Source organism: Tuberibacillus sp. Marseille-P3662 (genome assembly GCF_900178005.1).
Classification (GTDB): domain Bacteria; phylum Bacillota; class Bacilli; order Bacillales; family Sporolactobacillaceae; genus Marseille-P3662.
In genome coordinates this window covers 1,152,408-1,167,966 of the sequence record NZ_FXBS01000006.1, presented here as the reverse complement: position 1 = coordinate 1,167,966, position 15,559 = coordinate 1,152,408, and the positions used below count along the sequence as shown (strand labels likewise).

The 15,559-nt window shown below is 41.1% G+C and carries 16 protein-coding genes; 15 read left to right on the top strand and 1 reads right to left on the bottom strand.

Annotation, left to right across the window (positions count from 1 at the left end; all coding sequences use genetic code 11):
* Nucleotides 1–56 precede the first annotated feature (56 nt).
* From B9Y89_RS14535 to B9Y89_RS14475, 14 genes are all read left to right on the top strand, one after another.
* Nucleotides 57–335 (top strand): DUF3243 domain-containing protein, encoded by a 279-nt coding sequence (locus tag B9Y89_RS14535; RefSeq protein ID WP_085523919.1) that lies wholly within the window; start codon nucleotides 57–59, stop codon nucleotides 333–335.
* A gap of 142 nt (nucleotides 336–477) precedes the next feature.
* A complete protein-coding gene (locus B9Y89_RS14530; protein ID WP_085523918.1) occupies nucleotides 478–1,254 on the top strand; it encodes a DUF3388 domain-containing protein in 777 nt (258 codons plus the stop codon).
* Nucleotides 1,255–1,276: 22 nt separating this feature from the next.
* Entirely contained in the window at nucleotides 1,277–2,176 is a 900-nt protein-coding gene (locus B9Y89_RS14525; RefSeq protein WP_176222243.1) for a helix-turn-helix domain-containing protein, read from the top strand.
* A 72-nt stretch (nucleotides 2,177–2,248) separates the two neighbouring features.
* Nucleotides 2,249–2,827: a CDP-diacylglycerol--glycerol-3-phosphate 3-phosphatidyltransferase gene (gene pgsA, locus B9Y89_RS14520; RefSeq protein ID WP_085523916.1), complete on the top strand. Its 579-nt coding sequence runs from the start codon at nucleotides 2,249–2,251 to the stop codon at nucleotides 2,825–2,827.
* Nucleotides 2,828–2,843: 16 nt separating this feature from the next.
* Nucleotides 2,844–4,106 carry a competence/damage-inducible protein A gene (locus B9Y89_RS14515; protein WP_085523915.1) on the top strand — a complete coding sequence of 421 codons (1,263 nt, stop codon included), beginning with the start codon at nucleotides 2,844–2,846 and terminating at the stop codon, nucleotides 4,104–4,106.
* Between the two features lie 105 nt (nucleotides 4,107–4,211).
* A complete protein-coding gene (recA, locus tag B9Y89_RS14510) occupies nucleotides 4,212–5,252 on the top strand; it encodes a recombinase RecA (protein WP_085523914.1) in 1,041 nt (346 codons plus the stop codon).
* A gap of 301 nt (nucleotides 5,253–5,553) precedes the next feature.
* A complete protein-coding gene (rny, locus tag B9Y89_RS14505) occupies nucleotides 5,554–7,116 on the top strand; it encodes a ribonuclease Y (RefSeq protein WP_085523913.1) in 1,563 nt (520 codons plus the stop codon).
* Entirely contained in the window at nucleotides 7,106–7,282 is a 177-nt protein-coding gene (locus B9Y89_RS19120) for a hypothetical protein (protein ID WP_176222242.1), read from the top strand. Before rny ends, B9Y89_RS19120 begins: the two co-directional genes overlap by 11 nt.
* Before the next feature lie 622 nt (nucleotides 7,283–7,904).
* Nucleotides 7,905–8,279: a GntR family transcriptional regulator gene (locus B9Y89_RS14500; RefSeq protein WP_085523912.1), complete on the top strand. Its 375-nt coding sequence runs from the start codon at nucleotides 7,905–7,907 to the stop codon at nucleotides 8,277–8,279.
* Nucleotides 8,280–8,295: 16 nt separating this feature from the next.
* Nucleotides 8,296–8,985, top strand: a complete 690-nt coding sequence (locus B9Y89_RS14495) for an ATP-binding cassette domain-containing protein (RefSeq protein ID WP_085523911.1) — start codon at nucleotides 8,296–8,298, stop codon at nucleotides 8,983–8,985.
* A complete protein-coding gene (locus tag B9Y89_RS14490) occupies nucleotides 8,982–9,815 on the top strand; it encodes a hypothetical protein (RefSeq protein WP_085523910.1) in 834 nt (277 codons plus the stop codon). The genes B9Y89_RS14495 and B9Y89_RS14490 overlap by 4 nt, the downstream gene beginning before the upstream one ends.
* 13 nt (nucleotides 9,816–9,828) lie before the next feature.
* Nucleotides 9,829–11,043, top strand: coding sequence for a hypothetical protein (locus B9Y89_RS14485; protein WP_085523909.1), 1,215 nt, complete (start codon nucleotides 9,829–9,831; stop codon nucleotides 11,041–11,043).
* 74 nt (nucleotides 11,044–11,117) lie between these two features.
* Nucleotides 11,118–11,630 carry a tubby C-terminal domain-like protein gene (locus B9Y89_RS14480; protein ID WP_441351506.1) on the top strand — a complete coding sequence of 171 codons (513 nt, stop codon included), beginning with the start codon at nucleotides 11,118–11,120 and terminating at the stop codon, nucleotides 11,628–11,630.
* 239 nt (nucleotides 11,631–11,869) lie between these two features.
* Nucleotides 11,870–12,580, top strand: coding sequence for a polysaccharide deacetylase family protein (locus tag B9Y89_RS14475; protein ID WP_254901307.1), 711 nt, complete (start codon nucleotides 11,870–11,872; stop codon nucleotides 12,578–12,580).
* Between the two features lie 46 nt (nucleotides 12,581–12,626).
* On the opposite strand, the gene B9Y89_RS14470 is transcribed toward B9Y89_RS14475, so the two are convergent.
* Complete coding sequence (locus B9Y89_RS14470; RefSeq protein WP_085523906.1) at nucleotides 12,627–13,490, bottom strand: hypothetical protein; 864 nt, start codon at nucleotides 13,488–13,490, stop codon at nucleotides 12,627–12,629.
* A gap of 376 nt (nucleotides 13,491–13,866) precedes the next feature.
* On the opposite strand from B9Y89_RS14470, the gene B9Y89_RS14465 reads away from it, so the two are divergent.
* Entirely contained in the window at nucleotides 13,867–15,480 is a 1,614-nt protein-coding gene (locus B9Y89_RS14465; protein ID WP_085523905.1) for a Na/Pi cotransporter family protein, read from the top strand.
* Nucleotides 15,481–15,559: the final 79 nt, after the last annotated feature.

The window sequence follows — 15,559 nt, the reverse complement described above, 5'->3', positions numbered from 1 at the left end:
ATTTCTCAATATTGACATCCTAATAGGTGCAGGATTCAATAAGGAGGTATGTGAAAATGTCGTCAATAGACAATTGGGGTCAGTGGAAAAATTTCCTTGCTGACCGGTTGCATGCTGCTCAATCCAAAGGTGTTGACAACAACCAAATCAGTAACTTTGCTACAGAAGTTGGCGGTTACTTAGCGGACAAAGTTGAGCCGAAAAACGAGCAAGAGCGAACTTTAAAAGACCTTTGGAGTGTTTCCGACAAAAATGAACAGCACGCCATTGCGAGCGCCATGGTGAAACTTGTTCAAAACAACGGTTCACAAAACGCTGATCAACAGCAACAGTAATTCGGAAAAAGGGGTGCCCTAGGCACTCCTTTTTCATTGTGACGATCACCTGTAAATTTTAATAAAATCCAAATATCGTCTTTCAATGTCAATGCTTTTCATTTATTATTAATATAAAAGATGGTTTTAAGGGGTTGTTACCATGGACAAAAAAGAATGGTATTTAGAATATGAAATCCATCGGAACAGGCCCGGTGTGTTGGGTGATATTTCTTCTTTACTCGGAATGCTTGGTATAAATATTTTGACGATTAATGGTGTTGATAACGAGCGTCGGGGAATGCTGCTCTTAACCGAAGATGATTCGCAAGTAAAGCAATTATTAGCGATTATCAAGACAATGGAGAATATCAATGTCACGAAGCTGCGAGAGCCAAAATTAAGTGATCGGTTAGCGGTTCGTCATGGACGCTACATAGAACGCGATGCTGATGATAAAAAGACGTTCCGATTTGTCCGTGATGAACTCGGTCTTTTAGTTGATTTTATGGCTGAATTATTCAAAAAAGAAGGTCATCGCCTAATTGGTATCAGAGGTATGCCAAGAGTTGGAAAATCTGAATCGATTGTAGCTGCCAGTGTCTGTGCGAATAAACGATGGTTGTTCATTTCATCGACTCTGTTAAGACAAACAGTCAGAAGTCAATTAGCTGAAGATGAATTTTCGGATGAGCATATTTTTGTCATAGATGGCATTGTTTCCGCTCGCCGTTCTTCTGATCGCCACTGGGAATTATTGCGACGTGTCATGCGCATGCCTCTAACAAAAATTGTTGAACACCCTGATATCTTTGTGCAAACGACGGAATATGAAATGAATGATTTTGACTACATAATTGAATTGCGGAATGATCACGATGAAGAAATTACTTATAACGTGATTGAATCAGATTTTTCTTCGCCATTTCAAGATTTTTAATTAAATTTGGCAGGTGATGGGATTGAGCGAACTTGGACAATTATTAAAAGAAACCCGTGACAACCAAAATATGACTTTGGAAGATCTTCAAGAGATCACCAAGATTCAAAAACGCTACTTAGAGGCCATTGAAAACGGTGACTATACAAAGTTACCAGGGAAATTTTATGCACGTGCTTTTGTGAAGAGTTATGCGGAAGCTGTGGGGCTTGATCCTTATGACTTATTTGAACAATACGATCACGAATTACCCAAGGTTCATGATGTCATTAATGATCTGCCGTCCCGTTCGCAGACACAGAGTTTTTCGCCAAAGCCTTCTGCGTTTAACACGCTCATGCCCAAGATATTGCTTGGCATTCTTATCGTTGGTCTTGTAGTGGCTATTTATTTGATTACCCTACAATTCACGGGTGAACAGAAAGATAATGAGGGTCAAAACGATACAAGTGATCAAAACGTTGTCATCGACCACGATACCGAAGGGGATAATGGGGCAACTAAGAAAAATGGTGATAAGGCCGCAGATAACCAAGATCGTAACAAAGATAGCAACCAAAAAACTGAAGAACAATCAAAAAAACCACAACCAAAACTGAAATTGGAAGGTACACAAGGGAGTACATCGACGTTTCAGTTAACGAATGCTGATCAAATTAACTTAACGATTAAACCTAAAAGTGGCAAGGAAACATGGATTGATATTCGTGAAAATGGTCCAAGTGGTGATAAGATTGATAATAAAGCCATTCCCAAAAATGGAATGCTTTCAAGTGAGGCCCAACTCAAGCTTAAGAAGCAAAAAATTTGGATGAAGGTTGGGAGCACAGGGAACATTCAATCAGTAAAAGTAAATGGTCAAAAACTTGAATTTCCTATTGATAATGTTGTGCAAAAAGTCGTTATTACATTAAAAAAGTAGATGGTTTAAAATAAAGGAGTCACAAGCTGTGGCTCTTTTTGTTGACAGAACATAGAAAGAGGGATCTATCTGATGAATATTGCGAATCAAATAACAGTTGCCCGGGTCATTTTAATTCCCATATTTCTCATTTTTTTGTTAGTGCCATTTGATTTTGGAACCATGGATCTTGGCGCAGCGGATGTTGCAGTGTCACAATTCATTGCTGCTATTATTTTTATCGTCGCGTCTTGTACGGATTGGTTGGATGGTTATTATGCTCGGAAGTATAACTTAGTGACCAATTTCGGAAAATTTTTTGATCCGCTTGCTGATAAATTATTAGTGATGAGTGCCTTCGTCTCTTTAACGGCCTTGGATGTTATTCCGGCATGGATGGTGATTGTGATTCTTGGTCGTGAATTCGCCATCACAGGTTTTCGAGTGGTTGCGGCTGGAGATGGGCTAGTCCTAGCTGCCAGTGGCACGGCCAAATGGAAGACAACATTTCAAATGCTTGCTTTAGCCTTTTTGCTTTTAAATAATTTCCCATTCGGCGATCATGCTTTTCCATTTGCGGATATTCTGCTGTGGATAGCTGTTATTATGACAATCATCTCTGGAGCGGAATATTTTTATAAAAACCGACATGTATTAAGCCAATCGATGTAGAATAGGGGGTCAACCAATGCAGGAAACGTCGAATGTCCAAGCTGAGATCATCGCTGTAGGTTCTGAACTATTATTAGGCCAAATCGCTAATACAAACGCTCAATTCATTTCTGGACAACTCGCTGAGGCCGGAGTGAACGTCCATTACCATACGGTTGTCGGAGATAATCCCGAACGACTAAGGCAAGCGATTCACCAAGCGCGTGCGCGGGCCAATATGATTATTTTTACCGGTGGACTCGGTCCAACAAAAGATGATTTAACGAAACAAACAGTAGCTGACACGATGGAAGCCAAGCTGACTTATGACCAAGAGGCCTTAGGTTATATTAAGGATTATTTTAAAAAAACAGGTCGCAATATGACGGAAAATAACAAGCAACAAGCGCTCGTGATCGAAGGGGCCGAAGTACTGCCTAACCGTCACGGCATGGCACCGGGCATGATCGCTGCTACTGATCATTGTGCATACATACTTTTGCCTGGGCCACCTTCGGAAATGAAGCCGATGTTTTTAAGCTCTGTCAAACCATATTTACAAGGGATGGGAGGGATGCCGATTCATTCCCGAGTGCTGCGATTTTTTGGCATCGGTGAGTCCGCACTTGAAACGGACATCATGGATTTAATCGAAAACCAGACGAACCCAACGATCGCGCCGTTGGCTGGTTACGGCGAGGTTACTATTCGGTTGTCGGCGGCTTCAAAGTCAACCCGCGAAGCTGATGAACTGTTGAATAACTTAGAATCAATCATTCAGCAAAGGGTCGGTGATTATTTCTATGGTTATGGAGAAAAAGGGTTAGCAGAAACCTGCTTTGAACGATTGAACGAGCAGCAGTTAACGGTATCCGCTGCCGAAAGCCTAACTGGGGGCTTGTTCGCTAAAACATTGACGGATTTTTCGGGAGCCTCTTCTGTGTTTGGCGGCGGGGTCACCACTTATACGGATGAAGCAAAGGCAACTTTGTTGCAAATACCGCGCTCAGTGATTGCGGAACATGGCGCTGTGAGTGCTGAAACCGCTGAATGGATGGCCGGTCAAGTCCGGAAGCATTTGCACACGGATATCGGCATCGGTTTTACAGGGGTCGCCGGTCCAATTGCTAGTGAAGGTCAAGAGGTCGGTACTGTCTTTATCGGTCTTTCAACCTCGGAGCGTACCCAAGCATTTTTCTATCAAATGAATGGAACAAGAGATAAAATAAGGGATAGAACGGTTAAACGCGGTATAGACCTCATTCGCCGCTACTGTTTAAATATGACACCTTTCCGCTGAAAAATTTTACAGAGATAAAAGCGAATAAATGTTCGTTAACCTGTTGGCAAATCTTCTAAAACAAGATATGATAGATAATAGATCACTAAAGGAGTGAATGTTTGGATGAGCGATCGTAAACAAGCCCTTGATAGTGCCCTGCGGCAAATTGAAAAACAGTTCGGAAAAGGTTCAATTATGCGTATGGGTGAACAGGCCGAAAGCAAAGTATCCACCGTGTCCAGCGGTTCATTAGCGTTGGATGTCGCATTGGGTGTCGGCGGTTACCCGCGCGGAAGAATCATTGAGGTATATGGTCCTGAATCTTCTGGTAAGACGACCGTTGCCTTGCATGCCATAGCTGAAGCACAGCGAAATGGCGGTCAAGCCGCCTTCATCGATGCGGAACATGCTTTAGACCCCGTTTATGCGGAAAAATTAGGTGTTAATATCGATGAACTACTTCTATCCCAACCAGATACTGGTGAACAAGCCCTTGAAATCGCCGAGGCTTTGGTGCGCAGTGGTGCTGTTGATATTATCGTAGTCGACTCTGTTGCTGCTCTAGTACCAAAAGCGGAAATTGAAGGGGAGATGGGCGACTCTCACGTCGGTTTACAAGCGCGGTTGATGTCCCAAGCTCTACGGAAACTTTCGGGTGCGGTTAGTAAGTCTAAAACGACGGCCATGTTTATTAATCAAATTCGTGAAAAAGTCGGCGTTATGTTTGGTAATCCTGAAACCACACCGGGGGGACGCGCACTGAAGTTCTACTCATCCGTACGTTTGGAAGTTCGCCGCGCTGAAACATTGAAACAAGGCAATGAAATGATCGGTAACAAAACCCGTATCAAAATTGTTAAGAATAAGGTAGCACCGCCGTTCAAGAAAGCTGAAGTCGACATTATGTACGGAGAGGGCATCTCTAAAGAAGGCGAGATTTTGGATATGGGAACCGAGCTTGATATCGTCCAAAAAAGTGGTGCTTGGTATTCGTATAATAGTGAACGTCTTGGTCAAGGACGAGAAAATGCCAAGCAATTCTTTAAAGAAAATGAAGCAATCCGTGATGCCGTTTATAGTGACGTTCGCAATCATTATAGTTTGGATGAAAATAATGAAGAAACTGCGGCAACTCAAGAAGAAGAACAAAACGAATTATTATAATATGTCTGTCTGAGGCAAAGTGATCCCTTAGTTAAGGGGTTACTTTTTTTGTTGCTAAAAACTTATGTATTCACTATTGTAACTTGGCGAAAAATAAAGTTTTCTTTATTGCATTTATTACGATGATGTTGGGAACAGTTGACAAGCCTAATAGCCAATTATACAATGAAGGTATATCTTTCTATTTATAGTTGATTGTCTATGAATACCCGAAAGAGTAAAATGAGTGAACCAATCGAGACCGTTATGAAGGGTCTTAACAGACTGTAAGCACCTTGTGAGAAGCAAGGAGGTGAAACTTGTGAATTATGTTATCATCATCTCCATTGCGCTTGTCGCTCTGCTTATTGGTCTTTTGGCCGGATATCTCATCCGTAAATCGATCGCTGAAGCCAAGATAGCGACTGCTGAGAATGCAGCAAATGATATTGTGGAAAAAGCCAAACGAGAAGCAGACGCTTCGAAAAAAGAAGCGATGCTCGAAGCAAAGGACGATATTCATACTTTGCGGACTGACGCTGAAAATGACATTCGTGAAAGGCGAAATGAGCTGCAGAAACAAGAAAATCGCCTTGTTCAAAAAGAAGATCTTCTTGATCGCAAAAGCGAAACATTGGATAAAAAAGAAACGTCTCTTGAAGAGAGAGAAGATCAACTGAATCGTCAATATCAGTCAGTAGAAAGCAAAGAAAGCAAAGTACAGGAAACGTTGCGTAATCAGCAAGCCGAGCTTGAACGCATTTCCGGTATGACGAGTGAAGAAGCGAAAGAACTCATTCTGAATCAGGTCAAACAGGAATCAGCACACGAAGCTGCACAAATGGCCAAGGATATTGAATCCCGTGCCAAAGAAGATGCCGAAAAGAAAGCAAAAAATATCCTTTCCATGGCGATTCAGCGGTGTGCAGCTGACCATGTTGCCGAGACAACGGTTTCTGTTGTCAACCTGCCGAATGATGAAATGAAAGGGCGTATTATCGGTCGTGAAGGCCGTAATATTCGTACATTGGAAACGTTGACAGGTATTGATCTTATTATCGATGATACCCCGGAGGCTGTGATATTATCAGGCTTTGATCCTATTCGTCGTGAAATTGCCCGTGTTGCATTAGATAAACTTGTGCAAGATGGTCGGATTCACCCGGCACGGATTGAAGAAACGGTAGAAAAGTCACGTCGTGAAGTTGACGAAATCATTCGTGAATATGGAGAACAAACAACATTTGAAGTCGGCATTCATGGATTACACCCTGATTTAATCAAAATCATGGGACGGCTCAAATTCAGAACGAGTTATGGACAAAATGTCCTCAAACACTCGTCGGAAGTGGCATTCTTAACAGGTCTGATGGCATCAGAGCTTGGCGAAGATGTTAACTTGGCCCGTCGTGCTGGACTATTGCATGACATCGGTAAAGCCATCGACCATGAAGTCGAAGGCAGTCACGTCGAAATTGGAGTCGAACTGGCGACGAAATATAAAGAGCATCCAGTCGTGATTAACAGCATTGCCTCCCACCACGGTGATACGGAAGCAACGTCTGTCATTGCTACACTCGTAGCAGCAGCTGACGCATTATCCGCAGCTAGGCCAGGTGCTCGTCGAGAAACACTCGAAACGTATATCCGTCGTCTTGAAAAACTTGAAGAGATTTCCGAATCCTTTGAGGGTGTCGAAAAATCCTTTGCCATCCAAGCTGGACGCGAAGTCCGCATTATGGTACAACCTGACGTCATCGACGACGCCAAATCCTACCAACTGGCCAAAGATGTAACGAACGGCATCGAAAACGAACTCGACTACCCAGGCAACATCAAAGTGACTGTCATCCGAGAGACAAGAGCAATCGAATATGCAAAGTAACAAAAAGGCGGCCCAAGGCCGCCTTTTTTCATCCAATATTTTGCCCACCAATACCAACATTTTGGCGGCTGCAACAATAACAGAGCGGCGAACGGCATTCATGTCGATTCGCCGCTCTGTTATTGTTGCAGGGGGCTTCAGCGCAGCTGAAGCCAGACGCCGCTAGGCGTCCCGCCAACATGTATACCCATACTGAGGGCAAAATCACGAAGTAAAAAACCCTGCCTCAGCCTTTTTGTTACTTTCCCCGCCACCCCCGCCGGAACCTGCTCCGTCAAAAAACATCTTTTCACAAAAACCGAACGGGGCAGGTTCCGGCGATCACACAACGAGGGGGCTTCAGCGCAGCTGAAGCCAGACGCCGCTAGGCGTCCCGCCAAAATGTATACCCATACTAAGGGTAAAATCACGAAGTAAAAAACCCTGCCTCAGCCTTTTTGTTACTTTCCCCGCCACCCCCGCCGGAACCTGCTCCGTCAAAAAACATCTTTTCACAAAAACCGAACGGAGCAGGTTCCGGCGATCACACAACGAGGGGGCTTCAGCGCAGCTGAAGCCAGACGCCGCCAGGCGTCCCGCCAAAATGTATACCCATACTGAGGGCAAAATCACGAAGTAAAAAGACCAAATAACAGGTGAACTATTGACATTCACCTGTATTAACCATATAATACACCTCAAGGGCGTATTAAGTGATTAATACAGATTTTTTGCTTTTGGTGTATTAACCGATTAATACAATAACCGTTATACTCACTAGTAAAAAGGAGTAGGAGGTGTTCCCATGTATGAATACGCGTATTAATAATCGAGATCCGGTGTATGTTCAGGTCGTACATTACTTTAAAGAGCAAATCGCAACAGGTATGTTCGAACCTGGGCAAGAGATACCGTCACGAAGAGAATTAGCCCACAGGCTCAAAATAAATCCTAATACAGCTCAACGTGCATATAAGAAAATGGAGGAAGAAGGATTGATTTATACCGAGCGAAATCTGCCAAGTAGAATCACAAAAGATGAACAGATTCTAGGATCGGTAAGAGAAGAACTTATCTTAGAAGCTGTGAATACATTCGTCGGTTCCATACGCTCCATTAATGTTCCTGTGGAGGACGTTTTGGAATTGGTCAAAGAAAAATATACACAAGAAGATAATAAATAAGGAGGCCTGAGATAACATGATCGAAGTCAAAAATATCAAGAAACAATTTGGTCGTAAGAAGGTCCTAAATGATGTCTCGTTAACTGCTAATAAAGGCGAAATTACATGCATCGTAGGCATCAATGGTGTAGGAAAAACGACGATTCTCAATGCCATTATGGCCCTGACACCCATCAACAGAGGTCAAATTCTAATTGATGGTGAAACAATCAATAAAAACAGTTATGAAAAAGTCACATTCATTCCAGATGCCATTACGATGCTACCCCAAATGCGTATCTCTGAAGCACTCGATTTCATGAATGACTTTTATGACTCTTGGAATCAAGAGCGGGCCACCGAGTTAATGGGATTTTTTAAATTAAAGAAAAGTGACCAGATATCGAGTCTATCAAAAGGGAACCGAGCAAAGGTCAATCTATTACTTGGTTTAGCCATGGACGTTGATTATGTGTTAATGGATGAGCCTTTTTCAGGGATTGATATGTTTAGTCGTGAACAGATTGCTGACGTATTTACAAGCTATTTGGTTGAGGACCGCGGTGTTGTCATTACGACGCATGAAATCAATGATATTGAACATTTAATTGACCATGTTGTGTTATTAGATGAGGGTCATGTGCTAAAGGAATTTGACACAGATGAGATACGTGAAACAGAAGGAAAATCAGTCGTGGATGTTATGAGAGAGGTGTTTCAGGGATGAACCGATATTTGAAGCTGGTCAATTTTGAATTTAACCGGATTGCGAAAGTTTTTTTCACGCTTCTAGGATTAACACTTATTGCTCAAATCGCTGGTGACATTATAATATCAAAAAAATACTTAATCCAAGCCAATGAAGCGATCAATGAATCGTTATTAACAAAAGAGCAATTTCTCGCTAAAACAGGGCCGATGAGCATGATAAATGTTACGCAGAGCCTTTGGTTTCTCGGCCCCATTGCATTATGTGCTGCCGCCGTTGGATTTTACATCTTTCTCATTTGGTATCGGGATTGGTTCGGGAAAGGCACATTTATTTACCGTTTGTTGATGCTACCGACAGCAAGATTTAACGTGTTTCTAGCCAAAATCACCACAATTCTATTAATGACATTTGGCTTTGTGGCGTTCCAACTCATTCTGTTGCCTATAGAAAGTAGGATACTGAAGTCGATGGTGCCAGAAGACTTTCGTAGCGATATGAGTGTGGGAGGATTGATTGGCAATCACCAAATTTTGAGTATCATTATTCCGAACAGTATGACCGAGTTTCTAATCAATTATGGCGCAGGACTAACGGCTGTTGCTTTAATATTCACCACGATTCTATTTGAGCGCAGTTATCGTCTGAAAGGTGTTCTTATGGCAGCTGGATATATTGGTTTAGCGTGCTTGATCTTTATTTCACCGATGCTTTTACAGTCATTTGTGCTCAATAACTTTTTCTATACAATGGAACTGTTTATTTTAATGATTTTAGCAGGATTGATTGTTCTCCTAGGGTCGTTATGGATGAGTCACTTTTTAATAAAGAAAAAAATAACAGTGTGAGGAGTGAACTGTGATGAAAAAATATTGGAAGGTCATAACCATAACAGTGATTGCTGTGCTTTCAATTTCAACGTTCTATATTCAGTCCGCCATGTCAGCTACTGACCGTCCTGAATTTACGCTAACTAAGCAAAAGGGTGATGCCAGTCTTGTAAAGTCGATGGTCATCAAGGCGTATCAACAGGAGCCGGTTTACAAAAGATTAAACATCACAACCAAAGGGTCAAAATCTTATAGTGATATGTCCTATTTGGATCAACTCAACGGCCATCATCAGCCCATGATAAAAGAACTCATCAAGAATCATCGCGGATTTATGCGTGGCAAAGATGAGATTATCAATGATTTTTATGAAGATAAACAGTTCCTTGCTTATGCTGGTGTCAATTATCAAACAACGGATTTATCACCGAGAAATTTCAAGTTTTCGATTGCCATCTTGGACAAAGAAGAAAATGAAACAACATCTTATAAGTTATCCGTACCGAATGGATCGGACTTTAATTATATGACAGTTGAAGACGTACAAGTCATGAATAAAAAACTAAAACTTATAACAAAGAATTCCAGTCGTAATGGTATAGAGATGCACATGTATACTTTTGACATAGCAACAAACAAGCTAGTTGCTGATGAAACAATAATATCCAGTTTTAAAGAGAAAAATGGTCAGCATACAGATATTCATTTGATTGGTGAAAGCAATCCTAAACAGGGCCACAAAACGGTTATTTTCAATAAGACAATCATGAAAGACATGAACCAGAAGAATCATAGACAATCTGTAGCGTCAGAGAAAGTGCCAGAGCAGCGTACGCTGATCGCTTACAATTTAATGACGAAGAAGAAGGAAACAATCGAAGGACCTCGGAAGCTTCAAGAGGACGCTTCCATACAGGCATTTGACGGTTCTCATCTCTATTTCAAGGAAAATAATAAACACGAAACGATCATTACTCCCTATGATTTAGAGACAGAACAAACAGAAGATGTGATTAAGGTATCTTATCCTAAAGTAAAGGATCATGCGGGACAGACAGTCACAGTAATAAGAAATGGAAAACTTTATACACTGTCGCCTTTTGTCCAAGAGAAATCTGCCGCAACCTTAACGGTCACAGATATACAATCAGGAAACACCCTTTATAAAGGCCGAGTAAAAGAAAAACAACCGGATAAAGATCAAAGTCAATATCAACTGTCTTTTTATAGTATGACTGTTAAATGATTTAAATACAGAACTGGCTCAAGCCGTAAATGATAACTTCAACCATTTTCAGTGTAAGGATGATGACCTGAGTGATGTATGAATATCGATTTTATAATACTGTTTCCACAGAACCAGCATCCATCTATGACGGAAACGAGGACATCATTGGCACCCTTACAAAAGTGTACAGTAGTCCGATCAAAAAGGCTTTAGACTTTGGGGGGCAATGGTTCGTCGAATATAAGATCACAGACGGAAAAGACGAATTAGTGTTTCAATCAAAAAAGGATCTTCGTATTCACAAAAAAAGACAGTATCATATTTTCTACTATAAAAATGATGATGAGTACTATGTCAATTTGGTTGATCATAAATCTTTGGACCTCGGCGAGAGGACAACATTTAATTATAATGGGGATACTTATGAATTAGAAGCTACACAGTTTAATTGGGCGAGAATTAAAAAAGATGACTCAGTGATCGCTGCCTGGAAATCTTCTCTTAATCCGCCCTATATGGCTTATTTTAAATTAATGGATGAAGCCTATGAGCATGAGGTATTGTTTCTAATGGGCGTTTTTCATACGTATCTTCATCCCGCTTAATGCAAGAATGATCATAGTCATCCATTTTGGAAAAGGTGAGACCTTTTGTCCAGAATGGATTTTTTATATGTATTGCGAATTTGATACTTATCCGTATTCAATCTTAAGTTTATTGTGAATGAAATGATGAATGGATAGGTAAAGCAGCAACGACAAAAAATAAACATGGGCAAGGAAAGGAGGAACTTGTAATTTTTAATTGGTTTTTAAAAATGGGACTCATAACTATCATCGGGGGCGTGGGTTTGATTAGTCCTTTTGCTACAGTACAGGCCTCAACCTACCCATTACAAACGACATTTCCAGATATCATGATGTATAAGGCTCACACGAATAAAAAAGTGATTGCCTTAACCTTTGACGATGGGCCAGACCAGCGTTTTACGCCAGACATTTTGGACGTATTAAACCAACATCATGTGAACGCAACCTTTTTCCTGATGGGATCTCGTGTTGCAAAATATCCACATGTTGCCAAGCGGATCGTCAAAACGGGACATGCGGCAGGCAATCATACTTATTGGCATCCGCAATTGACAAAAACCGGTGTACACAATATGAAATGGGAAATCAATAAAACGGAGCAACAAATTCAAGCAGCGACAGGAACGAAACCGAAGCTATTCAGAGCCCCTTATGGCGCGTTAAATAAAACATTGGTCAAAAAACTCGGGGGCATGGGATATAAAGGGATTGGTTGGTCCATTGATACAAACGACTGGAAAGAATTATCTGCAAGAAGCATTGTTAATCGAGTTTTTAACAACGTTCATCCTGGTGCCATTATTTTGATGCATAGTGCCGGCCATGGGACACAGGATCTGTCTGGAACTGTTCACGCTCTGAAAAAAATGATTCCGCGTCTAAAAAAGAAAGGATACCGTTTTGTTACGATCCCGGAACTATGGTCTTTAGAACATGAAAACATGAGTAAGGATCTTCATCAATAGGGTCCATCTTAGAAAAAGACAATGTCCTTTTTTTAAGATGGACACCTTACTTTTCCAACAACCAATTAGGTATTAGATCAGCACAATAGACAGACGGTTCTTCATCCTTTGATTTCAACGATTCCAACTCCTCAAAATAGATCTCATAAAATTTGTTTTCACAAATGCGAAAGAAGTAAGCTAAAGGATCTTTAATCTGAGCCCCTTTTTTAAATTTCAAAGCAAGCTGTTTAAAGCTGCGGATAGCGACATCCAAAACTTTGTCTGCATCCTTTTCATAAACAAACTGGTAGGCAGCAACCTTTGCACGAACATAGTATTTTTCAATCATCATTGCATCATCATAAAATGGTTTAACGGCGTTGCAAAAGGCAGCGGGAACAGTATCACTTGTGAATGTGAAGTCTAAAGAGACGTCAGGATCGTCTATACGATTATGAGTCTTTTTAGTCTTGTCAGTTTTAAAAGAATCAGTTTCCGTCTGATTGTGCATGGGCTGAGTGTTGGTGTCATCAGCTTGGATGGGCTTTTTAGACTCCGTCAATTCGGAGCACTTTGTTACGTCAAAGGGATTGAAAATAAAAATATTATGCGAACGGCCGCCTGTTTGGCGCTTCGTGTGATGTAAGGATAAAATACCCAGTTTCTTAGCTTTTCGTAACATGCGCTCAAAAGTAGAACGAGACAACTCCCCGTGATCGTTACAGGCGGCAACCAGTGTGGCGATTTTGGCATTAGCGATCCCAGGATATTTGGCACTGAATCGCACGAGCCGCTTAAAGGCGATCAATTCCCCTTTAGTAAAAGCTTCCTTGTGCACGGCGAGAAATTTTTCAATCGTATGGTTAAATGCTTTAAGAGAATGAAATTGACTAAGATTACGAAAATTTTCGATGCGACCGGATTCCATGGTTATCCCCCTTATTGTGAAAGTGTTCTCACAATATATATAGAAACGTTTAAGTAAAAAGGGGGGAGAATTTCAAAAAAAATGAAAGTTAACCAATGGGAACGGTTGCTAAGCATTTAAGCACGGTCTAACCTCAATATTAATACTGGAACCCTATCCAACGCATGTTTTTTATCACAGACACGGACAATAAAAGAAATGCCATCAATAATTAGAAAAAAGGTTGACAAATCCGTTATAGCGATCAGGGCAGATACATTGTAAATTTAGTGTAAATATTATGGATGATCCCTTTACAAAAACCCCTTATTATCTTAATAATGTACAAGGATATGATGATTGCTGTCGAATTTTGTTCTAAGGAGAGAAGTGGAGATTGGATATAGACGTTCAGAAGCTCATATTTGAATTTGTCGGCGGACTGGGGATTTTCCTGTTCGGTATAAAGTATATGGGAGATGGCTTACAAAAATCGGCAGGAAGCCGTCTTCGCGAAATATTAAATAAATTCACAACAAACCCGATCATGGGGATTATTACGGGTGCGATTGTCACCATATTGATCCAAAGTAGTTCAGGGACAACGGTATTAACGGTCGGGCTTGTTAATGCTGGCTTTATGACGTTGAGACAAGCTATTGGTGTTATTATGGGGGCCAACATTGGCACAACAGCAACCGCCTTTATTATTGGTGTAGATTTAGAACAATACGCCTTACCGGCTATCGCTGTAGGAACTTTGTTAATTTTCTTCTTCAATAAACAGAGAGTTAATTACATTGGTCAAATCATCTTTGGTCTCGGTGCCCTCTTCTATGGGCTTAAATTAATGAGTGGGGCGATGGAACCCCTTCGTTCTTTGCAGTCATTTCATGATTTAACTGTGAATATGAGCGAACATACGATCTTAGGCGTTGTTATCGGAGCTGTTTTCACCTTAGTGGTTCAAAGTTCAAGTGCTACCATCGGTATTTTGCAAGCTTTATTTGATCAGGGAGCGATTAAGCTTCATGCAGCTTTACCAGTCTTGTTTGGTGATAACATCGGAACAACGGTGACGGCGTTGTTTGCTGCGATTGGTGCAACAGTTGCGGCCAAAAGAGCAGCTTTGGTGCACGTGATCTTCAACTTATTAGGGACCGTCATTGCCTTATTCCTTATTAGCTTTTATAGAAATTTTATTGATTTTCTTGGCGAAGCGTTGAATTTGAATTCAGAGATGCAGCTAGCTTTTGCCCATGGGATTTTTAACATCAGTAATACAATCATCCAATTTCCATTAATCGGTGTTCTAGCCTATGTAGTAACTAAATTGATTCCAGGTAATGACTCTGTCATTGATCAACCATCGAAACTTGATCCCATTTTCATTGAACAGTCACCCTCAGTAGCATTAGGACAGGCACAACTGGAAACCTTGCGTATGGGTGGCCTTTCGAAAACGGGTTTACAGGAAGCTTATAAGTATTTAATAGACAATCAGAAAAAACACGCCCAACAGGTTGCGCAATCTGAAGAGGCGATTAATGATTTTGACAAAAAAATCACGGACTATCTAATAAAGTTATCATCAACACATTTATCCGATGCTGAATCCAGTCAACACTCCATGCTAATGGATGGTGTTCGTGACATTGAACGGATTGGTGACCATACGGAGAATATTATTGAACTCATTGATTATAAACGCGAACACAAGGTTTCGATGACGCAGTTGGCAATGGAAGATTTAGAGGAAATGTTCAATTTAACCATATCGACGCTGCAGGAAGCACTTACAGCCCTCGAAAATAATGATGTTGCCAAAGCTAAGGACGTTCTTGAAATGGAAGATGAAATTGATCAAATGGAGAGAACGCTGCGGAAAAAACACATTATGCGGTTGAATAAGGGTGAGTGCTCAGGGTCAGCAGGGATTGTCTATGTTGATATCCTTAGCAATTTGGAACGGATTGGTGATCATTCCGTCAACATCGCTGAGCGTATATAATCAAAGCCCATTTACAAGGCATCGGCTCATTCAGCCGGTGTCTACTTTTTGCGAACCATTATTTTTAATAACTATACAG